The 25,003-nt window shown below is 67.2% G+C and carries 22 protein-coding genes and 1 tRNA gene; 6 read left to right on the top strand and 17 right to left on the bottom strand.

Going from position 1 to position 25,003, the window contains the following annotated elements:
- Positions 1-98: 98 nt before the first annotated feature.
- The 6 genes from AKG07_RS07045 to AKG07_RS07070 all read right to left on the bottom strand — a co-directional run bounded on the left by AKG07_RS07045 (position 99) and on the right by AKG07_RS07070 (position 5,676).
- Positions 99-1,673: an FAD-dependent oxidoreductase gene (locus AKG07_RS07045; RefSeq protein ID WP_053097050.1), complete on the bottom strand. Its 1,575-nt coding sequence runs from the start codon at positions 1,671-1,673 to the stop codon at positions 99-101.
- Positions 1,674-1,700: 27 nt separating this feature from the next.
- Entirely contained in the window at positions 1,701-2,558 is an 858-nt protein-coding gene (locus AKG07_RS07050; protein WP_053097052.1) for an FAD:protein FMN transferase, read from the bottom strand.
- Between the two features lie 15 nt (positions 2,559-2,573).
- A complete protein-coding gene (locus AKG07_RS07055) occupies positions 2,574-3,044 on the bottom strand; it encodes an FMN-binding protein (RefSeq protein WP_053097053.1) in 471 nt (156 codons plus the stop codon).
- 85 nt (positions 3,045-3,129) lie between these two features.
- Positions 3,130-4,164, bottom strand: coding sequence for a ribose-phosphate diphosphokinase (locus AKG07_RS07060; protein WP_053097056.1), 1,035 nt, complete (start codon positions 4,162-4,164; stop codon positions 3,130-3,132).
- Positions 4,165-4,172: 8 nt separating this feature from the next.
- Positions 4,173-5,603 (bottom strand): bifunctional UDP-N-acetylglucosamine diphosphorylase/glucosamine-1-phosphate N-acetyltransferase GlmU, encoded by a 1,431-nt coding sequence (gene glmU, locus AKG07_RS07065; RefSeq protein WP_053097058.1) that lies wholly within the window; start codon positions 5,601-5,603, stop codon positions 4,173-4,175.
- Position 5,604: 1 nt separating this feature from the next.
- Positions 5,605-5,676, bottom strand: a tRNA-Gln gene (locus AKG07_RS07070).
- Between the two features lie 71 nt (positions 5,677-5,747).
- Between AKG07_RS07070 and AKG07_RS07075 the strand changes: the two genes are divergently transcribed.
- Together AKG07_RS07075 and AKG07_RS07080 are read left to right on the top strand one after the other, a co-directional pair.
- Complete coding sequence (locus AKG07_RS07075; RefSeq protein ID WP_053097060.1) at positions 5,748-6,242, top strand: MarR family winged helix-turn-helix transcriptional regulator; 495 nt, start codon at positions 5,748-5,750, stop codon at positions 6,240-6,242.
- 17 nt (positions 6,243-6,259) lie between these two features.
- A complete protein-coding gene (locus AKG07_RS07080) occupies positions 6,260-7,183 on the top strand; it encodes a pseudouridine synthase (RefSeq protein ID WP_198032322.1) in 924 nt (307 codons plus the stop codon).
- Here AKG07_RS07080 and AKG07_RS07085 read toward each other — a convergent pair.
- From AKG07_RS07085 to AKG07_RS07110, 6 genes are all read right to left on the bottom strand, one after another.
- The gene (locus tag AKG07_RS07085; protein ID WP_053097064.1) at positions 7,170-7,829 is read right to left on the bottom strand and encodes a methionine ABC transporter permease; all 660 of its coding nucleotides are present in this window, start codon (positions 7,827-7,829) and stop codon (positions 7,170-7,172) included. The two genes, AKG07_RS07080 and AKG07_RS07085, sit on opposite strands and share 14 nt — an antisense overlap.
- Positions 7,829-8,872, bottom strand: coding sequence for a methionine ABC transporter ATP-binding protein (locus AKG07_RS07090; RefSeq protein WP_053097066.1), 1,044 nt, complete (start codon positions 8,870-8,872; stop codon positions 7,829-7,831). The genes AKG07_RS07085 and AKG07_RS07090 overlap by 1 nt, the downstream gene beginning before the upstream one ends.
- 104 nt (positions 8,873-8,976) lie before the next feature.
- The gene (locus tag AKG07_RS07095; protein WP_053097067.1) at positions 8,977-9,891 is read right to left on the bottom strand and encodes a MetQ/NlpA family ABC transporter substrate-binding protein; all 915 of its coding nucleotides are present in this window, start codon (positions 9,889-9,891) and stop codon (positions 8,977-8,979) included.
- A 91-nt stretch (positions 9,892-9,982) separates the two neighbouring features.
- Entirely contained in the window at positions 9,983-11,785 is a 1,803-nt protein-coding gene (locus AKG07_RS07100) for a Na+/H+ antiporter (RefSeq protein WP_053097069.1), read from the bottom strand.
- A gap of 123 nt (positions 11,786-11,908) precedes the next feature.
- Entirely contained in the window at positions 11,909-13,720 is a 1,812-nt protein-coding gene (locus AKG07_RS07105) for an ABC-F family ATP-binding cassette domain-containing protein (RefSeq protein ID WP_053097071.1), read from the bottom strand.
- A gap of 64 nt (positions 13,721-13,784) precedes the next feature.
- Positions 13,785-14,525 (bottom strand): alpha/beta fold hydrolase, encoded by a 741-nt coding sequence (locus AKG07_RS07110; protein ID WP_053097073.1) that lies wholly within the window; start codon positions 14,523-14,525, stop codon positions 13,785-13,787.
- 103 nt (positions 14,526-14,628) lie between these two features.
- Here AKG07_RS07110 and AKG07_RS07115 point away from each other — a divergent pair, with 103 nt between their 5' ends.
- The 4 genes from AKG07_RS07115 to AKG07_RS07130 all read left to right on the top strand — a co-directional run bounded on the left by AKG07_RS07115 (position 14,629) and on the right by AKG07_RS07130 (position 18,597).
- The gene (locus AKG07_RS07115) at positions 14,629-15,972 is read left to right on the top strand and encodes an HNH endonuclease signature motif containing protein (RefSeq protein WP_082298032.1); all 1,344 of its coding nucleotides are present in this window, start codon (positions 14,629-14,631) and stop codon (positions 15,970-15,972) included.
- Positions 15,973-16,071: 99 nt separating this feature from the next.
- Positions 16,072-16,656, top strand: a complete 585-nt coding sequence (locus AKG07_RS07120) for a hypothetical protein (RefSeq protein ID WP_150115089.1) — start codon at positions 16,072-16,074, stop codon at positions 16,654-16,656.
- The gene (locus tag AKG07_RS07125) at positions 16,644-17,465 is read left to right on the top strand and encodes a PKD domain-containing protein (RefSeq protein WP_233277345.1); all 822 of its coding nucleotides are present in this window, start codon (positions 16,644-16,646) and stop codon (positions 17,463-17,465) included. The genes AKG07_RS07120 and AKG07_RS07125 overlap by 13 nt, the downstream gene beginning before the upstream one ends.
- A 331-nt stretch (positions 17,466-17,796) precedes the next feature.
- Positions 17,797-18,597, top strand: a complete 801-nt coding sequence (locus tag AKG07_RS07130) for a hypothetical protein (RefSeq protein ID WP_053097080.1) — start codon at positions 17,797-17,799, stop codon at positions 18,595-18,597.
- Between the two features lie 145 nt (positions 18,598-18,742).
- On the opposite strand, the gene AKG07_RS07135 is transcribed toward AKG07_RS07130, so the two are convergent.
- From AKG07_RS07135 to AKG07_RS07155, 5 genes are all read right to left on the bottom strand, one after another.
- Positions 18,743-19,864, bottom strand: a complete 1,122-nt coding sequence (locus tag AKG07_RS07135) for a substrate-binding domain-containing protein (RefSeq protein ID WP_053097082.1) — start codon at positions 19,862-19,864, stop codon at positions 18,743-18,745.
- A 60-nt stretch (positions 19,865-19,924) separates the two neighbouring features.
- Positions 19,925-21,283 (bottom strand): multiple monosaccharide ABC transporter permease, encoded by a 1,359-nt coding sequence (gene mmsB / locus AKG07_RS07140; RefSeq protein ID WP_053097084.1) that lies wholly within the window; start codon positions 21,281-21,283, stop codon positions 19,925-19,927.
- On the bottom strand, positions 21,280-22,800 hold the full coding sequence (gene mmsA / locus AKG07_RS07145) for a multiple monosaccharide ABC transporter ATP-binding protein (protein ID WP_222839478.1): 1,521 nt from the start codon (positions 22,798-22,800) through the stop codon (positions 21,280-21,282). Before mmsA ends, mmsB begins: the two co-directional genes overlap by 4 nt.
- Before the next feature lie 155 nt (positions 22,801-22,955).
- Entirely contained in the window at positions 22,956-23,969 is a 1,014-nt protein-coding gene (locus AKG07_RS07150) for a LacI family DNA-binding transcriptional regulator (protein WP_053097086.1), read from the bottom strand.
- Between the two features lie 100 nt (positions 23,970-24,069).
- Positions 24,070-25,002: a 4-(cytidine 5'-diphospho)-2-C-methyl-D-erythritol kinase gene (locus tag AKG07_RS07155; RefSeq protein ID WP_053097087.1), complete on the bottom strand. Its 933-nt coding sequence runs from the start codon at positions 25,000-25,002 to the stop codon at positions 24,070-24,072.
- Position 25,003: the final 1 nt, after the last annotated feature.

The raw sequence follows: 25,003 nt of genomic DNA on the forward strand, positions 1-25,003 counted from the left end.
GGACCGAGGCACGAATGCAGGACGGAATCAGGACAACCGGCCCGCAGAACGTGCTGGCGTCCTGCACGTGGCGCCGGGCGACACCGAACAGACCGGACTCAGTACCCGGCGAAGGCGTCTGTCGTGAGCGACCGCGCCTTCTGCAGGGCGGGAGCGAGGTCGGCGATCAGCCGCGGCGGGCCGGAGATGTAGGAATGCCTCTCGCCGATGTCCGGGACGTAGTGCTCGAGAGCCGCCGCGTCGAGGCGCACACCCTGGGCCCAGGTCCAGCGCGAGGGCAGGTCGACAGGCTCGTCCCGGGTGAACACGATCACGCGCGCACCGGTCGCGGCCAGCTCATCGCGGAACGCGAGCTCCGAGCTGTCGGATGCCACGTAGACGAGAACCACGTCACGCTGCTGCTCGGTCATCATCAGCTGTCGCAGCTGCGACACGAACGGCGTGACGCCGATGCCCGCGGCCACCATCAGCACCGGGGTCTCGGCGCGTGGAAGCAGGAAGTCGCCCCATGTGCCGGTCACCGCGAGCGCAGCACCCGGCTCGGCGGCCGCCAGCGCGCGCTTGTAGCTCGAGGGATGCTTCTGATTGCCGTCCTTGTAGGCGATGCGCAGCGTCGGGAGGTCGGCGGGCGCCGAGACGATGCTGAACTCGCGACGGGTTCCGCGCGCATCCGGGCGGGAGTGCGGCACGTCCAGCTCGAGGTACTGCCCCGGCAGGAACTTCAGCGTGCCCTTCGCGTGGAACGTCAGCTCCTGAGCCGTCGGCGTGATGAACTGCCGCTTCTCGAGCACGAGACGCACGGATCCGCGCAGCGCGAAGGCGAAGGCCAGGAGGTTTCCGATGAGCAGAGCACGCTCCTGCCCGAGCGTGAAGAGGCCGCCGATCGCGATCGGCCAGCCGGCGAGCACGCCGACGAGAACTGCCACCGAGAACTGCTGCCACCGGCGCGGCGGCAGAGTCAACGGCTCCGACAGCATGAACGCACCGAGGAACAGGAACGGAGACTGCAGGATCGCGAACGAGAGGGCGGAGCCGGCGTCGAAGTCGATCGCGAACTCCTGCGCCTGCACGGCCTGACGAAGGACCGAGACGGCGATGGCGACGACGAGGAACACGACGACGATCCGCACCTTCTCGGTGCGCCACAGCACGGCGAGCCCGAGGATCAGGACGGGGATGAAGAGTGACGGGGTGCCCACCCACCAGGACGACGAGGTCCCGAGCCATTCGAACGCTCCGAACGACCCGAGGATCGACACGACGGCAGCGCCGAACGCCGCCGGGTTGAGGATGTGCCGACCTCGCCACGCGATCAGGTACTTGGAGAGGCTCGCGACAGCCCCGGCGATGGCGAGGCCGAGCAGGGCATTCGGCTCGATGCCGGGGCGGAGCACGAAGAGCAGGATCAGCGCGGTGACCAGCGACGACTCGATACGCCACGGAAGGCGCAGGATTCTCTGGGCCGCTGCGTCCACCAGCGAGATGACCATGGCCAGGACGACGAAGGATGCGAGGATCTCGACCGGCGTGGGTGAGACGATCACGCCGAGAGCTGAGAGCACCACAGCGATGAGCGCCAGCGTCAGCAGCGCGAACAGCACCAGGCGATACATCGAGATGCCGCCGAGCAACGCAAGGACCCGCTGCCGCAGTGCGGTGATGGAGGTGATCACAGGTCTACTCTTCCCTACTTCGTTGATTCAACGGCGGGTGGTGAACAGCTGAGCGGGGCAGCCGGTCGAGCGTTCCACCCGCCCGTCGGTCGTCATCCGCACCCACTCCACGCCCCACGATGCGGCGATCTCTGGCCCGCCCTCGAAGAACAGCGCTGTCGCGACCGCGTCCGCTCGCATCGCGTCGGGGGCGATCGCCCACGTGGCCGCCCATGTCCGCACGGGCACGCCGGTGCGAGCGTCGAGGACGTGATGCAGTCCGTCGCCCCACGCACGGCGATTGACCGCCGAGGCGCACAGCGCGGCATTCTGCAGTTCGATCACTCCGATCGCCTTCGTCGGATCGTATGGATGCTCGAGGCCCACCCGAACGACTTCGCCGCGAACTCTCATGTCACCGCCGGCATCGACCACGAGACTCCCGGGAACGTCGGACAGCACCGCGGCGACGACGTCGACGAGGCGTCCCTTGCCGAGGGCGCCGACATCGAGGAGGGCGGGAACGGATGCCGTGGCCTCCCCCGGCGTCCAGTCCAGCAGGGACGTCCAGTCGCCGGGCGCAGCGACGGGATCGTGCGCGACGAGCGAGTACGACGAGTCGTAGCCCAGGGCCGACAGGCTGTCGGCGACGAGCGGGTTGACCGCCCCGTGGGTCGCGCGGGACAGCTCGCGGAAGGCATCGAGCATGGTTCCCGCATCAGGCGAGGAGATCGAGCCGCCGTCACGGCCGACCCGGGTGACCGAGGAGTCGTCACGGAACCGCGACCACTCTCGGTCGAACCGGTCGATCTCGGCCCCGACTCGCTCACGGTCATGCTCGTCGAGCTCGTGCGACGTCTCGATCTCCCAGGCCGTGCCGATCGCGTCGAAACGCCAGATCGCCATACGTGGTCAGGCGCCTCAGGCGGCCGCCTGCTCCTTGATCGACTCGACGGCCTCGTTGAACCCGCCGCTGGTGAGCGACGATCCGGCCACTCGACTGACCTCGATCTCGTCGAGCGACTTGCCCACGACCTCATCCGAGATCCCGTCGATGAACTGCCCCTGGTACTGCTCGCTCTCGCGTGCCTGCGGGTCACCGGTCACCTCGACCTCGGTGACCAGGCCGTCGGCGACGGTGAGGGTCACGCTGATCTTCTCGACCGTCTCGGGGGTCTGGTACGAACCGTCGGCCGTGTACGTGCCGTCGGTGTAGTCGCCGCTCGTCGATGCGCCCGAATCCGTCGACTCGGTGCTCGTGTCGGTTCCGGCGTCGGTGGACTGGTCTTCGGCATCCGCGGTGCCGGAGCAACCGGCGAGCACGAGGAGCCCGGCGACGCCGACCAGGGCGGCGCTCTTGCGAACAGAAGTCGGTACAGTCGTGCGGATCATGATGGTCCTCCCGGCCTTGATCGATGTGTTGATTCGACCGTAGGGAGCCTGTCTATGTGCAGGCTGTGCCCGATATATGAGTCGCTTACGCGTCTCCGCCGAACATGCTCGTGACGGATCCGTCTTCGAAGACCTCGTGGATCGCACGCGCGAGCATCGGGGCGATCGGGAGGACCGTCAGCTTGTCCCAGCGACGCGACTCGGTGAGCGGGATCGTGTCGGTGATCACGACCTCGTCGATCGAGGCGTCCTGCAGACGCTCCGAGGCCGGATCGCTGAAGATCGCGTGCGTCGCGGCGACGATCACGCGATGCGCGCCGTTGGCCTTGAGCGCCTGCGCGGCCTTCACGATGGTTCCACCGGTGTCGATCATGTCGTCGACGAGCAGGCAGGTGCGACCCTCGACCGCTCCGACGATCTCGTGCACCGAGACTTGGTTCGCGACCTTCGGGTCGCGTCGCTTGTGGATGATCGCCAGCGGGGCGCCGAGGCTGTCGGACCATGTGTCGGCCACGCGGACACGACCCATGTCGGGCGAGACGACCGTGAGGATCTCTCGGTCGGCGGGGCTCAGCGTGCGCTGGAAGTACTCGAGCAGCACGGGCTTGGCGAACAGGTGGTCGACGGGACCGTCGAAGAAGCCCTGGATCTGTGCGGCGTGCAGGTCGACGCTCATCACGCGGTCTGCGCCGGCGGTCTTCAGCAGGTCGGCGACGAGGCGGGCGCTGATCGGCTCACGGCCGCGGCCCTTCTTGTCCTGACGCGAATACGGATAGTACGGGGCGACGACGGTGATGCGCTTGGCGGACGCGCGCTTCGCGGCGTCGATCATGATGAGGGTCTCCATGAGCCACTCGTTGACCGGCTCACCGAAGGTCTGGATCAGGAAGAGGTCGCAGCCTCGGATCGACACCTCGAACCGCGCGTAGATCTCACCGGATGCGAAGGTGCGGTGCTCGGTCGGCACGACCTCTGTTCCGAGCGACGCGGCCACCGCCGCGGTGAGCTCGGGGTGCGATCGACCACCTGCGACCACGAGTCGCTTCTTGGTCTTGGCAACGAGACCCGGAGCGATGCCGTTGTCCCTGTCCAGATCGACCGTCTTCTTCTTGCGCGCCATCGTTCTGCCTACTCCGCCACTCGGGTTCGGGCTGCGGCGTCTGCCGCGCCCGTGCCTGCCCTGTTCTTCTCGACCCAACCCTCGATGTTGCGCTGAGGGGCGACGCTCATGGCAAGGGAGCCGGCGGGGACGTCCTTGCGGACGACAGCGCCAGCACCTGTCTTGGCGCCGGCTCCCAGCCTAACGGGCGCGACGAGGGTCGTGTGCGAGCCGGTGTGCACCTCGTCCTCGACCACAGTGCGGTGCTTGTTCACGTCGTCGTAGTTCGCGGTGATCGTGCTCGCACCGAGGTTGACGCCTCGCCCGATGGTCGCGTCTCCGACGTATGACAGGTGCGGCACCTTGCTGCCTTCGCCGATCTCGGCGTTCTTGGTCTCGACGTAGGCGCCGATCTTGCCTCTGGCCCCCAGGACGGTGCCCGGCCGCAGGAACGAGAACGGTCCGACCGTGGCCTCGGCACCGATCACCGCGAGCGTCGCATCGGTGCGGCGGACGATCGCGTCCTCTCCCACCTCGCAGTCGACGAGGGTGGTGTCCGGTCCGATGATGGCGCCCTCGGCGATCGTCGTCGCCCGCAGGATGTGCGTGTTCGGGAGGATCGTGACGTCGGGCGCGAGGGTCGCGTCGTCGTCGATCCACGTCGTCGCAGGATCGATCACGGTGACGCCCTCGAGCTGCCAGCGCCGCACGATGCGGCGGTTGAGCAGACGACCGACCTCCGCGAGCTGAGCGCGGTCGTTGACGCCGTAGGTGACGGTGACGTCGGAGACGACGGATGCCGCCACACGGCTGCCATCGCGGCGGAGGAGCCCCGGCACGTCGGTCAGATACATCTCGCCCTGCGCGTTGTCGACGCCCACCGACGGCAGGTACTTGCGGAGCGTCGAGACGCGGAACACGTACATGCCCGCGTTGATCTCGCTGACGGCAGCTTCTTCGGTCGTCGCATCCTTCTGCTCGACGACGCGATCGACGCCGCCGTCGGCGTCGCGGATGACGCGGCCGTAGCCGGTCGGGTCCTCGACCACGGCGGTCATGAGGGTCGCCTCCGCCTCCGCGGCGCGGTGCGCGTCGAGGAATGAGCCCAGCGTGTCCGCATCCGCGAGAGGGCAGTCGCCCGAGAGCACGAGCACGTCGCCGTCGAAGTCGGCAGGGAGCGCGTCGACAGCCACCTGAACTGCGCGTCCGGTGCCGGGGACGTCGTCCTGATCGATGAAGACCGCGGTCGGGTAGTCCTTCTCGAGTGCGGCGACGACCTGGTCGCGTTCATGCCGCACGACGACCTCGATGTGATCGGCGCCGAGTCGCGTCGCGGTGGTCAGCACGTGGCCGACGAGCGGACGCCCGCCGATCGGATGCAGCACCTTCGGAAGACGCGAGCGCATGCGGGTGCCCTGGCCTGCGGCGAGGACGATGATCGCGAGATTGTTCCCAGTCATGCTCCGCCGCCAGGACTCGAACCTAGACCTAACAGCTCCAAAGGCTGTCGTGCTGCCATTACACCACGGCGGACCGCGGCCCCCGAGGGCGCCGCGGATCAAGTCTGCCACGTCCACCTGCGTGCTACCGGCGATAATGGACGGATGACTGAGGCGGATGAGGTTGATCGGATCGTCGGCGCCTGGAACACCCAGCGCCCCGACCTCGACTTCTCGCCTCTCGAGGTGCTGTCGCGGATGGATCGCCTGACCAGGCTGCTCGACCGGGCTCGCAGAGATGTGTTCCGACGCAGCGACCTGGAGGCCTGGGAATGGGACGTGCTGTCGGCTCTGCGCCGCGCGGGCGCGCCCTTCCAGCTCTCCCCCAAGCAGCTGCTGCAGCAGACGCTGGTGTCGAGCGGCACCATGACCAATCGCATCGACCGTCTGGTCGGCCGACGTTTCGTGCGACGGGAGGGCGACCCGGCCGACGGCCGCAGCGTGCTCGTGACGCTCACGGACGACGGACGCATCCGGGTGGATGCCGCGATCACGCGCCTCGTCGACGTCGAGGACGACCTGCTGCAGGCGCTGTCCCGCGGTGACCGCGATCGGCTCGCTGCGTTGCTGCGCAAGCTGAGCCTGAGCTTCGACGCGTGAGGGGCTGACGGATGGGCATGCTCTCCCCTCTTCCGGTGCGCGACGGCGTCGGCGCGACGCGTCTGCACGTGCCGATGAGCGGCGAATGGCCGACCGTCGGCGCGTACATGATCGAGCGCTTCTTCCACCTCGATCCCGAGGGGCTGCTCAGCCGCTTCGATCGCGGTGAGATCGTCGCCCGCGACGGCACCCCTCTCGCACGGGACACGCCCTTGGGGGTCGAGGAGTTCATCTGGTACTACCGCGACCCGCCCGTCGAGACCCGTCTCCCCGTGGAGATCGAGGTCCTCCATCAGGACGACGATCTGGTGGTCATCGACAAGCCGCATTTCCTGCCCACCATCCCCGGCGGGAAGTTCCTGCAGAACTCGGCGCTGATCCGACTGCGCAACCTTCTCGACAACGACGAGCTCGCCCCCATCCACCGCTTGGACAGGGCCACGGCAGGAGTGCTGATGTTCTCGGCGCGACCGGCCACGAGAGGGCCGTATCAGCTGCTCTTCGAGACGCGGCAGGTGCAGAAGGTGTACGAGGCCGTGTCGGCTCGTCCGGCCGACTGGGATGCCTCACGATTCCCCCTCGTCTACCGCAACCACATCGTGAAGCTCCGCAATGAGCTGAAGGTCCAGGTCGACGACGAGCGGGAGCCGAACGCCGAGACGCAGATCGATGTGATCGATGCCGACGATCGCGTCGTGCACACGCTCCTGCACCCGCACAGCGGCAAGATGCATCAGCTCCGCGTGCATCTCGCCGCGCTGGGGCTCGGCATCCTGAACGATCCGTTCTACCCCGAGTTGCGTGGCGAGAAGCCCGACGACTTCGAGAAGCCGATGCAGCTGCTCGCGCGCGAGCTGCACTTCGTCGATCCGCTGAGCGGCGCGCCGCGGGTCTTCACCACGACGCGCACGCTGCAGGAGGCTCCCGTCAGCGCCGCATGATCCTGCGCGCGAGCCACGTGCCGAGCATCTGCACGAGGTGGACGAAGACGACGATGAGGACGATCGCCGTCCACATGACGACCGGCTCGAACTGCCGGAAGCCGTAGATCTGGGCGAACGCGCCGAGGCCGCCGCCGCCGATGAGGCCTGCCATCGCGGTCATGTCGATCAGTGCCACCACGATGAACGTGTAGCCGAGGATCAGCGGTCCGAGCGACTCGGGGATCGCGACCGTGAACAGGATGCGCGCGGGACCTGCGCCCATGGCGCGCGCGGCTTCGATCACGCCGGGCGACACCGACACGAGGTGCTGCTCGACGATGCGGCCGATGGCGAACGCCGCGGCCAGACCGATCATGAACGCGCCGGCCGTGGTGCCGATGCCGGTGCCGACCACCGCGCGGGCGAACGGCTGCGCCACGGCGACGAAGAGCACGAACGGGATCGGGCGGAAGAAGTTCACCCCGAGGTTCGCGATGACCGACACGGCCCGGTTCTCGGCGAGCCCGCCCGGACGAGTGACATACAGGATGACGCCGATCGCGAGACCGAGAATGCCGCCCAGCACGAGTGCGAACGACGTCATGTACAGGGTCTCGAGGGCGGCCTTCCAGAGGTCGGGCCACAGTTCGTTCAGACGATCCATCAGCGTGCCTCCTCTTCTGCGATCTCGGTGACTTCGACGCGCTGGCCGATCTGCTCGAGCGTGCGGTCGATCACGGCGCTCTCACCCCGGATCGCGAGTGTGAGGTGGCCGAAGGCGCGCCCCCGGATGTCGTTGATCCCGCCGTACACGAGCTCGAAGTCGAGTCCGGCCCCGGCGAGGTCGAGGAAGACCTGAGCCTGCGACGAGTCGCCGTCGCGGAACGAGAACGTGACGAGGCGGCCCCGGTGGCGCTCCCGCAGCACGCCGAGCTCAGACGGCGACGGGATGCCCTTCACGACCGTTCCGACGAAGCGCTGCGAGGCCGGATTCTGCGGGGCGGAGAACACGTCGAAGACATCGCCCTGCTCGATCACCCGTCCGTTCTCCATGACCGCGACCTTGGTGGCGATCGTCTGGATGACGTCCATCTCGTGGGTGATGACGACGATCGTGACGCCCTGCTCCTGGTTGACCCGCTTGAGCAGGTCGAGCACCTCATGCGTGGTCTGCGGGTCGAGTGCGCTGGTGGCCTCGTCGGCGAGGAGGATGGCCGGGCCGGTGGCGAGGGCGCGGGCGATGCCGACGCGCTGCTTCTGGCCACCGGAGAGCTGTTCGGGGTACGCCTTCGCCTTGTCGGCCAGGCCCACGAAGCTCAGCAGCTCGGCGACCCGCTTCTCGATGTCCGGCTTCGACCATCCGGCCAGCTTGAGCGGGTAGGCGATGTTCGCCTTGACGCTGCGCGAGGAGAACAGGTTGAACTGCTGGAATATCATCCCGATGCCGCCGCGGACCTTGCGCAGCTCGCTCTCCTTGAGAGCTGTGATGTCGACGTCGTCGACGGTGATGGTCCCGCTCGTCGCCGGCTCGAGCGCGTTGATCAGTCGTACGAGCGTGGACTTGCCGGCGCCCGAGTATCCGATGATCCCGAAGACGTCGCCCTTCTCGATCGACAGGGTCACGTCGTCCACGGCCACGACCTCGGACTCGTCGCGCGTGCGGGAGGGGTAGGTCTTCGAGACATTCGTCAGGGTGACGATCGGCATGCGGTGCTCCGGTCTGTCTGCTTCGGGAACGAAGAATCGGGTGACGCACGAAGCGCCACCCGATTCTCCCTCATCGGACGGGGGTGTCACCCACCCCGGTCGTCCTACTTGTTGGCCTCGGTGTCCTTCTGGACCTTCTCGAGCGAGGCGACGAGATCCTCGACCGGGGTCTGCAGCGGCACGGCGGTGTCACCCGACGACTCGAGCAGGCCGGCCTGGACGTCCTCATTGGTCTGGAAGATCTCGACGAGCTTCAGGTACGTCTCGTTGTCGGCGTCCTCGGCGCGGGCCGCGAAGATGTTCACGTACGGAAGCGCGTTCGGGTCTTCAGGGTCGTCCTGAGCGATCGCATCCTCGAAGGTCAGACCCGCATCCTCGACGAAGTCGTTGTTGATGATCGCCGCCGCGACGTCGGGCAGCGACGTCGGGATCAGCGCGGCCTCGAGCGCGGTGACCTCGACCTTGGACTTGCCCGTGTCGATGTCGGAGAGGTCGGAGAAGATCGTGCCGCCGCTCTTGAGCTCGATGAGTCCGGCCGACTGCAGCACGAGCAGCGCGCGAGCCTGGTTCGATGCGTCGTCGGGAACCGCGACGGTCTCCCCCTCGGGGATGTCGTCGACATCGTCGTACTTCTGCGAGTACAGGCCCAGCGGGTAGATCGCCGTCGAGCCGACCGGCGTCAGGTCGGAGCCGGATGCCGTGTTGTACTCGGCGAGGTACACGATGTGCTGGAACTGGTTGAGGTCGATCTCACCCTCGGTCAGAGCGGGGTTCGGCTGCTCGTACGAGCCGAAGTCGACGAGCTCGACCGTGATGCCCTCGTCAGCGGCTGCCTCGACGAAAGGAGCCCACTGTGCGTCTCCCTTGCCGACGACACCGATCTTGACGGTCTCGTCCTCGGAGCCGCCGGAACCGGCGTCGGACGATGCGGTCGCGCAGCCTGCGAGTGCGACGAAGAGCGGGACCGCGGCGAGCGCGGCGATGACGGATGTGGTCCGACGGGATGCTGTGATGGACATGAGTGTTCGGGTTCCTCTCTTGGGGGACTCGAATACGTTAGGCAGGGCGACGCGCTGCGCGACAATCGAGTGTCACAGAGCGTCACAGCTCTCAGTCGTAGTCCTCGATGCCCTGCAGCCGGACCTGTTCGAGGTCGAGTCGTGCCGAGATCCGACGGACCACGAGGTCGTCGATCGTCCCGTCTCTGCGCAGCCCGAGCAGCACCTCGCGTTTGCGGTCGATGAGCGCGAGCTTGAGGCGCGTGTGCTCCTCGTGACGCAGCAGCGGCGACCGCTGCATGACGTCGACGTCGGCCGAGGTGGCGATCATCTGCAGAGTCCTGACCTCGCCGTCCGCGAGCTCACCGTCGTCGCCGACACGAGTCGCGTCCGGCAGTCGCAGCGCGACCGACGCCTCCGCGGCACCGGCATCCGCTCCCCCGCTCATCTGCTGGCCGCCGCCCAGCGGATCGGGCTCGTCGAGCATGACGTCGAGCGCCTGGGCCTCGGCATCGACGATCGCCTGTTCGCGCGCCAGCGCACGCGCGTTCGAGAACTCGAGCATCTGGTAGCCCTCGGCACGCACCTTGTCTCGGATCTCCTGACCGACGCCGTGCTCGACGGCGAGGTCGTCCAGGGCGGCCAGTGCCGCGCCCGAGATCGTCCGCTCGGCGAGCTCGTACTCCTCGGCCTCCATGTGATCGACCGGGAAACGCGCCCAGCGAACGATCGCCGGCAGCAGCGGCCCCTGTACGAGCAGGCTGAGCAGGATCACTCCCGCCGTGACGAAGACGATCTCGTCGCGTCCGGCGATCTCGCCCTCGGTCGCGCTGGCGGCCGGAACCGACAGCGCGATCGCGAGCGACACGGCACCCCGCATGCCTGCGACCGTCGACACCGCCATCGATCGCGCCTTGGCACCACGGGACGGAAGTGCCGGATTGCGTCGCTGGAAGGGCGCGTTCAGCAGCTGGAAGAGATATCTGACGACGAGCAGCGTCCCCCACACCGCGAGGGTGATGAGCACGAGCCGGCCGATCGCTGCCGCGGAGATCTCATGTGCGACGAATTGCACCTCGAGCCCGATCAGCACGAACAGCGCTCCGTTGAGCAGGAAGACACCGAACGGCCATGCGGCGTCGGCCTGCCGCCGCGACGAGGCTGTCGTCACCCGGGGCGAGACATAGGCGACGATGAGACCGGCCACGACGACGGCCAGCACGCCGGAGGCGTGCACGATCTCCGCGAGGAGGAACGCGCTGAACGGGATGAGCAGCAACGCGACGTTGATGACGATCGTCGAAGAGGTGCGACGCAGCAGCAGGTACCCGAGGCCTGCGATCACGACACCGGCCGCTACTCCTCCGACATAGGAGGTGAGCACCGACATCGTCACCGACAGGGGCGTGATGTTGCCGCCGAGAGCCAACGAGACGGCGATCGCGTAGAGCACGAGCGCGGTTCCGTCGTTCGTGAGGCTCTCGGCCTTGAGCTTCATGAACATGCGCCGGGGCAGCAGCCTGCCGAGGGCTGCCACGGCCGTCGCATCCGGAGGGGCCACTGCGGCGCCGAGGATCAGCGCGGTCTCCCACGGCATCCCGAACAGCAGACCGATGCCCGCGACGGCGAATGCGGATGCCACGACGAGCACCGTGCTCATCGGGAGGATGTAGCGGAAGTCACGGCGGATCGATCGCAGCGAGGTCGTGAGGCTCTCCCAGAACAGCATCACCGGGAGGAACAGCAGCAGGACCGTCTCAGGGGGCAGCTGGATCTCGCGGAGCTGCGGGACGAAGCCGAGCAGGAGTCCGAAGATCACGAGGACGAGCGGCAGCGCGAGTCGAACGCGCGGCGCGATCAACGTGCCCACGAGGATCGTGAGTCCGATCAGGACGGTGACCTCGAGTCCTTCCATCTGAACCTCCCGGGTACCGCAGGATCAAGCTGTGCGATCCCGGCTGGCATCGAACCCCGCCCAGAGCACAGCGCATTCGACTGCCACCGTATTCCCGCGAGGGCGGAAGGGCCAGACCTCTCGTCAGTCGAGCTCTTCGGTCAGCTCGAACCAGCGGAGTTCGAGTTCCTCGATCTCGGCCTGCTGGTCGCTGATCGCCTTCATCTTGTCGCCGAGGCCGGCGAAGTCCGACTGGTCGTGATCCGCCAGAGCGGTCTTCGCCTTGTCGACCTGCTGCGTGACCTTCTGGATGCGGCGCTCGAGCGACGAGACCTCTTTCTGGGCGGCGCGCAGTGCGGCACCGTCGAGGCTGGGGGCTTTCTTCTCAGTGTTGACGGCCGTCTGCGACCTGCCCGGTGCCGAGGTCTGCAACTGGCGCAGGCGCAGGTACTCGTCGACGCCGCCGGGCAGGTGCCGCAGGTGGCCGTCGAGGATCGCGAACTGCTGATCGGTGACGCGCTCGAGGAAGTACCGGTCGTGGCTGACCACCAGCAGGGTCCCCGACCACGAATCGAGCAGATCCTCGATGGCCGCGAGCATGTCGGTGTCCAGGTCGTTGGTGGGCTCGTCGAGGATCAGCACGTTGGGCTGGTCGAGGAGCACGAGAAGCAGCTGCAGGCGGCGCTGCTGACCTCCGGAGAGATCCTTCACGGGGGTGGAGAGCTGCGCCGAATCGAAGCCGAGCCGCTCGAGGAGCTGGCCCGGCGTGAGCTCCTGCGCCTTCGAGCCGGATCCCATCGTGTACGAGGTGCGCAGTCGCGAGATCACGACACGCACCGGCTCGCGTCGGACGTCCTCGAGCTCGTCGAGGCGCTGCGTGAGAGTCTTCACCTTCACGGTCGTGCCGCGCTTCACACGGCCGACGGTGGGCTCGACGGTGCCCGAGATCAGGCCGAGCAGCGTCGATTTGCCAGCGCCGTTCACACCGAGGATGCCCGTGCGCTCCCCCGGGGCGATGCGCCACTCGACGTCGCGGAGGACTTCGCGGGTGCCGCCGTCGGCGGTCGGATAGGTCACTCCGACGTCGAGCAGGTCGACGACGTCCTTGCCGAGACGAGAGACGGCGAGCGACTGCAGGGAGACCTTGTCGCGGATCTCCGGCACGTCGGCGATGAGCTCGTTGGCCGCATCGATGCGGAACTTCGGCTTCGCGGTTCGCGCGGGCGCCCCTCGACGGAGCCACGCGAGCTCCTTCTTGGCGAGGTTCTGACGCTTGGCCTCGGTCGCCGCCGCCATGCGGTCGCGCTCGACGCGCTGCAGGATGTACGCCGCATAGCCGCCCTCGAATGGCTCGACGATGCGGTCGTGCACCTCCCAGGTCTCGGTGCAGATCTCGTCGAGGAACCACCGGTCGTGAGTCACGACCATGAGCGCTCCGGAGTTCGGGCTCCACCGCTTCTTGAGGTGTCCGGCGAGCCAGGTGATGGCCTCGACGTCGAGGTGGTTGGTGGGCTCGTCGAGGGCGATGACGTCCCAGTCCCCCGTCAGCAGCTTGGCGAGTGACACGCGTCGGCGCTGGCCTCCGCTGAGGGAGCCGATCTCCGCATCCCAGGGCAGGTCCTTCAGCAGTCCCTCGATCACGTCGCGGATGCGCGGGTCGCCGGCCCACTCGTACTCCGGAGTGTCACCGACGACCGCCGCGCTGATGGTCAGGTCGTCGCTGAGGGTGTCGGCCTGGTCGAGGACGCCGATGGTCGTGCCGCCTCGCACCGTGACGCGGCCCGAGTTCGGCTCCTTGATGCCGGCGAGCATTCCGAGGAGGCTCGACTTGCCGTCGCCGTTGCGGCCGACGATGCCGATGCGGTCACCTTCTCCGATGCCGAGGGTCACGGAGTCGAAGACGACCCTCGTCGGATATTCGAGATGAAGGGCTTCTGCCCCGAGAAGATGTGCCATGTCACTCCCCAGGGTAGTCGCGCGGTCTGGGTGACCCGGTCAGCCTCCTGTCACGGCTGCCTCGTCATCCGGCACCCTGCGCACGAGCGCGCCGGCCGAACAGCTCCGGGAGCGACGCCGTGAACTCCTCGAAGTGGCTGTACCAGACAGTGTGCGCGGCTCCGGGGATGCTGCGCACGTCGATGCCGTTCGCCTCGAACCGGGCGACGTCGGCGGCGGTCACCCAGTCGCTCGGGTCGGCGCGGACGATGATCGACCCCGGGTCGGGAAGCCACATGTGATCGCGGCCGCAGGAGACGGATGCCATCGTCGTCGGGTCGAAGCGGCGGGCGGCGAGTGCCTCGATCTCGGCATCCTTCTCCGAGTAGAACGGACGCGAGGCACGGAGGTTCTCCGGCGACTGTCGCGCTTCGCGATCGCGGGCGTACCGCTCGATGAGATCGTCGCGGTCGCTGCCGCCGGGGAGGACGAGTGCGGCATCGACATAGATGCCCGGTTCAGGTCGGAGAAGCGGGGCCGCCTGTGCGAGCACGCTCGCACCGAAGGAGTGTCCGACGGCCGCGAGCGGCCGCCCCGGGGCGAGACTTCGGACGGTCTCGACCACCGACGATGCGGCCCGCTCGATCGTCAGACGCGGGTCCCGCGGGGACAGACCGTGACCGGGGAGATCAATCGCCAGCACACGGAAGCCCTGTGCAGCGAGCACCGGCATCACACGCCACCAGCTGTCGGCCGAACCCATCATCCCGTGGAGCAGAACCACCGCACGAGGGCCGTCGCCGACGTCGACGGCGTGAAGGAGCATGAGGTCAGTGTCGCATGAGTCATCACTCTTCCGGGATCATGTCGGTTCGGGAATGTCTCGAAGCTTCGTTCGAATGTCGGTGGTCCGTGATCTACTCGGAGAGATGACAGCACTGCTCGACGCGACGGACACGCAGATCGCGAATCTCGCCGATCTCGTCGCCGCGTTGCAAGTCGCAGAGGCGACAGTGAGCAGCATGAGCGCCGCGCGCGACGGGCTGCTGGCGATCGCCGGTCGGCTCGCGGTCGACATCGCGAAGCAGGGTGATCACCCGGACCGGGGAGACCACTCGATCAGGACCATCGCGGCCGAGATCGGAGCCGTGCAGCATGTCAGCGATCGCACCATCGAGCGGCGGATGGCGGCGGTGGAGCTGCTGGTCGATCGGTTCCCCGCCGTCTGGGCCGCACAGGGAGCGGGGCGGATCAGCGCCGCGCACTCCCGTGTCATTGTCGACGCAGGTTCGGGCCTCGAGTCGCCCGATCACCGCGAGGCATATTCCGCGGTGATCCTTCCGCTGGCGGAGGTGGAATCGCCGAACCGACTGCGCGCGCTGGCGCGCCGTGTGGCCGAGCGCTTCGCTCCGACGACGGTTTCGGAGCGGCATCGTCGCGCCAGGTGTCAGCGGCGAGTCTGGGTGACGGATGGCGAAGACGGGATGGCGGCGCTGCACACGCACGCGCCTGCCGCGCTCGTCCACGGCATGTTCGACCGTCTCTCGCAGATGGCGCACGCACTGCGCGTCGAGAACCTTCGCGCGAAGCGGCGGGCGGCTCGCGACGGCGATGAGTTCGAGGCGGATGATCGGACGGTCGACGAGATCCGCGCCGACCTGCTCGCCGACCTCGTGCTCAGCGGCCAGCCGACCGGGCACGACAGCGAAGACGGACTGCTGGCGGCCATCAGTGCGCGCATTGAGATCACCGTTCCGGTGACGACCCTGATGGACGACGATGCGCACGAGGGGTCGGGTGCTCCGGATGCCGAGGCGGCGCCGCCCGCCGAGCTCGACGGCGTGATTCCGATCGACGTCGTTACTGCGCGCCGATTGGCCGGGCAGACGAAGGGATGGGAACGGGTGCTGACGCATCCGATCACCGGTCGCGTCCTCGCCGTCGACCGATACCGACCGAGCCGCCACCTGCGCAGGCACCTGCGGGCAAGAGATCAACGATGTCGATTCCCGGCGTGCGGAGTGGCGGCGCGGAAATGCGACCTCGACCACAACCATGCTGCCTCGACGGGTGGCGCGACCTGCGAATCGAACCTGGCATCGTTCTGTCGCCGACATCACGTTCTGAAACATCACACGCCATGGCACGTCGAGCAGAAGCCCGGCGGGGTCATGGAGTGGACGAGTCCCATCGGGCGGACGTACATCGACACTCCCCCTGCACCGAACACGGTGATCTTCACCGAATCGGATGCCGTGCGTGCGCCGTTCTGAGCGGAGACGTTCGCGCTGGCGCGGACCTGTGGAGAAACGCGACGCGAGCCTGGCCGATTTCACTACGGTGGCGCGGTGACTCCTCCTCCATTGCGCCCCTTGTCCGTTCTTGCGATTCGTCACGGCAGAGGCGGTGGTGCGGCAGTTCCACGGTTGGGCGCGCGCATAGTTGCTGTCGCCGTAGTGGCGTTGGGGGTTGGCGCTCTCGCGGGATGCACCACTGAACCCGAGCCCGCCCCTACGCCCACCGCGGCCTTCGCCAACGAGGAGGAGGCGTTCGCTGCAGCGGAGAAGGTGTACCGGGCGTACAACGAGGCGTTGAACGAACTCGATCCGGCGCTCCCCGAGACGTTCGAACCGCTGTTTCTGCTAGCGAGCGGGGGTCTTGAGGCTGCGGATCGAGAGAACTTCTCGGTGATGCACGCGGAAGGCCACATCATCAGCGGCGACGCAAGGGTGGCGAGCTTCGAAGGCGAGTCGAGCTCGCCGCCCTATGACCTTGTCATCGCCGCGATATGTCTGGATGTGAGCGCGGTAAATGTGATGGATGCCAACGGCAATTCACTCGTCGCACCCGGGCGGCCGGACATGTACGCCCTATCCGTTGAGTTCGTGGCGGGGGATGACCGGCCGCTCACCATGGACTCCTCACGTCGCGTGGGAGACGAACAATGCATCGACTGATAGCTGTTGCTGCAGTCGTGGGCGCGCTCTGGTCGATGATGGCTACGGCTGACGGAAGCGACAGCGCGGGCGACTATCTGTACGGCACGGATGGTTCCTCCCTCACCATCTCCGGCACCCAGCAGCAGCCGAGCACTGATCCCGGCACCGACTCGAATTGGAGTGATGGCGGTCCGGGCGACGGCAAGGGTCCGAGCACACCGTCGGGACCGAGCCAGGAGGCGATCGACCTCGCGGCATGCATGGACGACTCGGGCACCACGCGCTGTGCGCCGCGCCCGAACCGGCCCGCTCCCCCGGCTTCCGCTCCGTCGACGCCGGGCGCGCCGACGATCACCATCTCTGACCTGGCGCGATTCGCACCGGCATCAATCCGTGCGACCGCCGAACCCGGCAACGTCGGGATCGCCGGGATGCCGACGAACTTCACGGCCGCAGCATCCACGCAGATCCAAGACGGCGAGCTGTTCGGCGCCCCGCTGCGTGTGCGCTTCGCGCCGGCCAGCTACATCTACACCTACGGCGACGGGAGCTCGGCGACCGTGACCACGCCGGGTCAGACGTGGGAGGCGCTCGGTCAGGCGCAGTTCACGCCGACCCCGACCAGCCACGTCTACCGCGAACCCGGCGTGTACCCGGCCCGCGTGGACATCCGATTCACCGCGCAGGTGGACCTCGGCGGCGGATGGATCGACATTCCCGGGCAGCTCACGACCAGCGGCGCCGCACAGGAGATCCGCATCCTCGAGGCCCGCACCGCGCTCGTCGCCCACACCTGCCACGAGAACCCGGCCGGCGTCGGCTGCTGAAGAACGCACCACAGCAGCACGACAACAAGAAAGAGCCGCCGGCCCCGAAGGTCCGAGCGGCCCTCTTCTGCCCGATGGCTGATCGCTTTCTCGTACGACCCGACGATCTCAAGGAGGCTCGGCCTTCCGAGAGCGACTTCGCCTACGGCGCTCTGCTCCTCCAGAGGCAGCCTCCGACCGATCCCCTCCGGCTTAAACTAGACAGGTGCCATGGAGTCGCCGGGTGTTCTCGCTCTCACTAGCCAATCGCACGGCAAAGCTGGTGCAGTCGAGAAGGCGCCCCGGTCGCTTCGAGCTCAGCGTGGATGGAATTGCGCAGTCCGTCGTCTCGATGACCGAACCCACCGCCCTCGAGTACAGCTACACCCAACACATCGCCCGCGCAATGGATGCCGTCGCCGAGCCTGACGCGCCGCTGTTCACCGTGCATCTGGGGGCCGGAGCACTCACGCTGGCACGCTACGTCCAGGCGACGCGCGCCGGATCACCTCAGCTGGTGGTGGAGTTCGAACCCGCGCTCTACGCCGCCGTCATCGACGCGCTGCCGTTGCCTCCCGGGTCTGACATACGAGTCATCCTCGGTGACGCTCGAACGGTCGCGGACGCCGCTTTTCCGAATGAGAAGACATCGCCGGTGCAGTCATCTCCGTCCCCCGGACTTGACGACGCCGCGAGTTATCGCACCGCAATCGACACCGATTGGGTGGAGGCGTGCTTCACCGTCGTCGATCTCTGGGATGCCGCCGTCATCCGGCATCGTGTGGCCAGCCAGGAGTTCTATCGTCGGGTCGCCGCGCGCTCCGCAGCAGCGGGCGTGGTCGCCGTGAACCTGCTCGACGGGCATCCGTTCGAATACTCACGACGACAGGCCGCGACCCTGAGCACCGTGTTCGATCACGTCGCTGTCGTGCTCGACGCAGAGCCGGAAGATGCGGAAGGGCCACTCGGCAACGTCGTCATTTTCGCGAGCGATGAGCCGCTGGACAAGGTCGCCGCCTCCGTTTTGCTCGACACACCGCGGCCTCATCTCCTCCGCGATGGCCCTCTGACGTCGTGGATCGCTGAAGCGCGCATCATGACAGATGCCGACGGCACAGACTCTCCCGATCCCGACGACCCCGTCTGGGGCTAGCGCCGTGTGCGGACGTCTTCCGACAGGACGTCCGCTTCCCGCCAGCGGCTCGCCCGCGCGCGGTGTGAAAAGTCGACCCGACATGGCGAAGAGCCGCCCGGACCCGAAGGTCCGGACGGCTCGTCTGCGGTGAGTGCGATGTCGCTTACTGGTACGACTTCACGATCTCGAGGAGGCTCGGCACGTTGGCGTACGCCTCAGCAGCGTTCTCCTTGGTGACGATGATCGGGTCGAGCAGGTACGCCGGAACGACCTTGGCGCCGTTGTCGTACGACTCCTCGTCGTTGACATCGACGGTCTCGCCCTTCTGCAGCTGGCCGACCATCTTGATCGACTGCTCGACGAGCAGCGCGGTGTCCTTGTTGATCGTGGAGTACTGGATGCCCTCCATGATCGACTTCACCGACTCGACCTCGGAGTCCTGACCCGTGACGACCGGAACCGGCTTGCCGGCCTGCTGCACCGAGGTGATGATGGCGCGAGCAAGGGTGTCGTTCGGCGACAGCACGCCGTCGACCACGGTGTCACCGCTGTACGACGAGGTGAGCAGCGTGTCCATACGGTTCTGCGCGTTCTCCGGAAGCCATCCCTCGGTCGCGGTCTGCGCGATCTCGGTCTGCTTCGACACGACCACCAGGTTGCCGTTGTCGATCTCCGGCTGGAGCACGTCCATGGCGCCGTCGAAGAAGACCTTCGAGTTGGCGTCATCCGGCGAGCCCGAGAAGAGCTCGATGTTGTACGGAGCCTCGTGGCCCGCACGCTCGGCGAGACCGTCGAGCAGAGCCTGGCCCTGCAGCTGGCCGACCTTGAAGTTGTCGAACGCGACGTAGTAGTCGACTGCCTCGGTGTTCTCGATGAGACGGTCGTACGCGATCACGTACGCGCCGGCATCCTTGGCCGCCTGCACCTGGGTGGCGAGCTGCTTGCCATCCTTCGCGCCGATGATGATGACCTTGGCGCCGTTGGTGACCATGGCCTGGATCTGGTTCTGCTGCTCGGCGACCGTGTTGCTCGCCGGAGCGTACTGCACGTCTGCCTTGAAGCCGGCCTCTTCCAGGCCGTCCGTGAAGAGCTGACCCGCGAGGACCCAGTTCTCACTGGTCTTGTCGGGAAGCGCGACACCGATCGAGGAGTCGGCGGCGAAGCCTGCTTCGGCCTCTTCGCCGGATCCCGTGTCGGTTCCGCCGCCGCGCTCACCGGAGCAGCCCGTGAGTGCGAAGGCAGCCGTCGCGACGAGCGCTGTCGCTGTGACGATGATCTTCTTCATGTGATCTCTTTCTGTGTGATGTGACGGATTCTGCGTGCGAGCACTGCGCGGAGAGTCCGCTTACTCGGCCCTCGTCTTATCGACGGGAGGGGCTTGGTAAGTCCTGTTGGGTTCGAAGGTCGCGGTGGCCTCCGGGTCGCTCCTGCGGCCCGACCGGCGGGTCAGGAGACCGATGAGCGACGGACGGCCCTGCTGCTTGTTCCAGACGTCGATGCCGACCGCGAGCAGGAGCACGAGGCCCTTGATCATCGAGACGACGTCGGCACCCTGGCCGAGCAGAGCGAGACCGTTGTTGAGGAACGCCATGACCAGACCACCGATGATCGAGCCGATCACGGTACCGATACCACCGGCGACCGCAGCACCACCGATGAACACCGACGCGATCGCGTCGAGCTCCCAGCCGGTGCCGTCGTTCGGTCCGGATGCCTGCGAACGGGCGACGAAGATCATGCCGGCGAGTGCGGCCATCATCGACATGTTCATCATGACGAAGAAGTCGACCCAGCGGTCCTTCACGCCGGAGAGGCGTGCGGCCTGGCGGTTGCCACCCACGGCGTAGATGTGGCGACCGAAGACGGTGTTCCGCGTGATGAACGAGTAGATGATCACGAGGGCGAGCAGGATCAGACCCGGAACCGGGAAGCTCGTGCCCGGGCGACCCGTCGCGAACATCCACGCAGCGGCGAGCACGACGACCGAGAGCAGCACGACCTTGACGACGCTGACCCAGAGGGGCGCACTGTCGGAGCCCATCTTGTGCTGCTGGCGACGGGTGCGGATCTCCCAGAACACCAGCCACGCCACCGCGACCAGCGCGAGGATCATGGTCGGCACGTTGAAGTCCAGCGGGAGCCCGACCTCAGGAAGGTAGCCGGTGCCGATCACCTGGAAGCCCTTGGGCACCGGGATCGTCTGAGCGTCACCGATCCACTGCTGCGCGCCACGGAAGAAGAGCATGCCGGCGAGCGTCACGATGAACGCGGGCACCCCGACGTAGGCGACCCAGAACCCCTGCCAGGCGCCCACCAGGGCACCGACGCCGAGGCCGAGCAGGATCGCCAGCGGCCAAGGGAGGTTCCAGTCGGCCATCGACTTCGCGACGATGATGCCGGTGAAGGCCGCCACGGAACCGACCGACAGGTCGATGTGTCCCATGATGATGACCATCACCATGCCGATCGCGAGGATCAGGATGAACGAGTACTGGTTGATGACGTTGATCAGGTTGCCCGACGTCAGCGTCGCGCCGTTCGGTCCGTTGCGCAGCAGCGTCAGCACCTCGAAGAGGACGATGATGACGATGAGGCTGCCCAGGATGCCGAACTGGCGCAGTGACGAGGTGCCGTTGCTTCCGAACATCTTGCGGATGTCGCCGAAGTGGAAGCCGCGCTTCGTTGTCGTGAGGTCGGTGGTCATGCGGATGCTTTCTGAGTCGCGGAGGTCATGCTGCGCATGAGAGCCTCGGGTGTCGCCTGGTCGGCCGGGATGCAGTCGGTGACCCGACCTTCGAAGACTGTGTAGATGCGGTCGGAGATGCCGAGCAGCTCGGGCAGCTCGCTGGAGATGACGATGACGCCCTTGCCCTGGGAGGCGAGCTCGTTGATGATCGCGTAGATCTCGTACTTCGCGCCGACGTCGATGCCGCGCGTGGGCTCATCGAGGATCAGCAGGTCGGGGTCGGTGAACATCCACCGGGCCAGCACGACCTTCTGCTGGTTTCCTCCCGAGAGCTTGCCGACGCCCTCTTCGACGCTGGGCGTCTTGATGCGCAGGGCCTTGCGGTAGCGCTCGGCGACCGAGTACTCCTCGCGCTCGTCGACGACGCCGCGCTTCGAGATCTTCGACAGCTTCGCCGCCACGACAGACCGCTTGATGGTGTCGAGCAGGTTGAGCCCCAGCACCTTGCGGTCCTCGCTGACGTACGCGAGTCCGTGCTTGATCGCCGAGGAGACGTCGGGGATGGTGATCTCCTGGCCGTCCTTGACGATCTGTCCGCCGAGGAACGTGCCGTAGGAGCGACCGAAGATGCTCATCATGAACTCGGTGCGGCCCGCGCCCATCAGACCGGCGATGCCGACGACCTCGCCACGACGCACGTTGAGGTTCGACCCCTTGACGACCATCCGCTCAGACACGGTCGGGTGCTGCACCCACCAGTCCTTGACCTCGAAGAACACGTCGCCGATCTCGGGGGTGCGGTCGGGGTAGCGGCTCTCGAGCGAGCGGCCGACCATGCCGCGGATGATGCGGTCCTCGTTGATCTCGCCGCGCGAGATGTCGAGCGTCTCGACCGTGCGACCGTCGCGGATGATCGTGATCTCGTCGGCGATCTGCTCGATCTCGTTGAGCTTGTGGCTGATCATGATCGACGCGATGCCCTTGGCCTTCAGACCCAGGATCAGGTCGAGGAGGTGCTGCGAGTCGTTCTCGTTCAGTGCCGCGGTGGGCTCGTCGAGGATGAGGAGCTTGACGTCCTTGTTGAGGGCCTTCGCGATCTCGATCAGCTGCTGCTTTCCGACACCGAGCGTCTTGATGGCGACGTCGGGGTCTTCGCGCAGGCCGACGCGGGCCAGCAGCTCGACCGTGCGCTGACGCTGGGCGCGCCAGTCGATCGCGCCGAAGTGGCGGATCTCGTTGCCGAGGAAGATGTTCTCGGTGATCGAGAGCTCAGGGATCAGCGCGAGCTCCTGGTGGATGATCGCGATCCCGGCCTGCTCGCTCGCCGCGATGTCGCGGTAGCGCTGCTCCTCGCCGTAGAGCAGGATCTCCCCCTCGTACGTGCCGTAGGGGTACACGCCGGAGAGGACCTTCATCAGGGTCGACTTCCCGGCGCCGTTCTCGCCGCAGATCGCATGGATCTCTCCGGCCCGGACGGTGATGGACACGTCGGACAGCGCCTTGACACCCGGGAACTCCTTGGTGATGCTGCGCATCTCCAGGATGGGGCCTGACACGACCGGCAACGTTGCTGTGGTGCTCACAAGATCTTCCTCGCGACGGGCGGTCACCTTCGATGTGACCGTTCACATTGGATTACATAGTCTACGCTCGCTGAGACGGTGTCAAGACCACTCGCGAAAATGTGGCCTTATCGAGGCGCGGACGATTCCCGCGTTCGAAGGGTCGTCTGCAGGGGCCCGAACTGCGGCACCTGCTCACCACGGATCTGCGCGAGCAGGATGCGCACGGCGCGGCGACCCAGCTCGGGGAAGTCCTGATGCACCGTGCTCAGCGTCGGTGCGACATGCGCCGCGACCGGGATGTCGTCGAACCCGACGACGCTCACGTCCTCGGGCACGCGGATGCCGGCATCCCTGAACCCGTGCAGCAGCCCGATCGCCATCTGGTCGTTCGCGACGAACACGGCCGTGAAGTCACGCCGTCGGGCGAGCTCCTGCCCCGCGAAATAGCCGAAGTCGGCCGTCCAGTCTCCGCGGATCGGCGGGAAGGTGGGCAGATCGGCCTCCCGCAGAGCATCGAGGTATCCGCGCATGCGCGACTCGGCCTCGATCCAGTCCTGCGGCCCGGCGATGTGGATGATGTCGCTGTGTCCGAGCCCGATCAGATGCTCGGTGGCGGTGCGCGCGCCCGCGACCTGGTCGGCCGACAGGGTCACCCCGTCGGAGCCGGAGGCCGTCTGCAGCGAGACGAACGGCATCTCGACCGCCATGCCCTTCAGCACATGGAACGCCCGGACCTGCGGGGCGAGCACCACGATGCCGTCGACCTGCTCGCGTGCCAGCTGCCGCAGGGCGTTGCCGATCGCCTCGGGCGTCGTGGCCGAGAGGTTCAGGGTCGAGACCGAGTACCCCTCCTCGCGAGCGGCGTCCTCGATGCCGACGATCGACGACGTCGGTCCGAACTCCCCCACCGTGGCCGAGAGGATGCCGAGCATGTTGGACTTGCTCGTCACGAGCGCCCGCGCCGCGAGGTTGGGGCGGTAGTCCAGCACGGCGATGGCGTCGAGGACTTTCGCCTTCGTCTCGGGACGGATGCTGGGGTGGTCGTTCAGCACCCGCGACACGGTCTGGTGCGACACCCCCGCGAGTCTCGCGACGTCGCGGATGCTCGGCATCCGGGCACGCTCGGAGGCAGTCGACATCACAGACCTCCTTGTATGTGCACGGTCACATCGTCTCTTCATTATGTATGCCAGGCGCGCGGAGCGCACCTCGCCGAGGCGAGGATGCGGGCGGGCCGGGTCAGGCGAGGATGCGCGCGCCGGGCACCGGCCCGTGCACGTGCAGCGACTCGAGTCCGTGCTCACGCAGCAGCGACTGGACCTCCTGCGCACCCTCGGGGCTCGCGCAGAGGAGAGCGACGGTGGGTCCCGAACCCGACACGATGCCCTGCAGAGCGCCGGCGTGGATGCCGCGCAGGATCGTGGTCTCCAGCTCGGGCCGCTCGTACAGGGCGGCCTCCTGCAGGTCGTTGTAGATGCTCTCGGACAGCAGCTCGGGATCGCCGGAACGCAGCGCCTGCAGCACGGGAGCCGGCACCTCGAGCGACAGCGGCGGATCGTCGGCGAGAGAGCCCTCAGCGTCTCGCAGCGCATCGAGTCGCGCATACACGACGGGCGTGGACAGCCCGTCATCGCTCGGGACGAGCACCCAGTCGAACCGCCCCCTCGCCAGCGCGGGATTCAGCTGATCTCCTCGGCCGGTTCCGACGGCGGTGCCGCCGTGCAACGCGAACGGGACGTCCGCGCCGAGGCGGGCGGCCAGCTCATGCAGGCGGGCGGTCGAGAACCCGGTGCCCCACAGTGCGTCGCACGCGACGAGAGCGGCCGCGGCATCCGCCGACCCGCCGCCCATGCCTCCGGCGACAGGCACGCTCTTGCGGATCTCCAGCGCCACCCCGCCGTCGTACTCGGCCGCGGTCGCGAGCAGCTTGGCGGCGCGCATCGCGAGGTTGCGATCGTCCAGCGGCACGGTGTCGGGGTCGTCGACGCCCGAGACGGTGATCGAGAAGTCGTCGGCGTGCCGGGCGATCACGTCCTCATAGAGCGAGACCGCCTGGAACACCGTAGCCAGCGCGTGATACCCGTCGTCGTGGCGGCCGCCCACACCGAGATAGACGTTGATCTTGCCGGGCGCGCGCACGTGCACGGAGTCGACGGGGGCGGCGAAGCTCATG

The sequence above is a fragment of the Microbacterium sp. CGR1 genome, from assembly GCF_001266755.1.
Classification (GTDB): Bacteria; Actinomycetota; Actinomycetes; order Actinomycetales; family Microbacteriaceae; genus Microbacterium.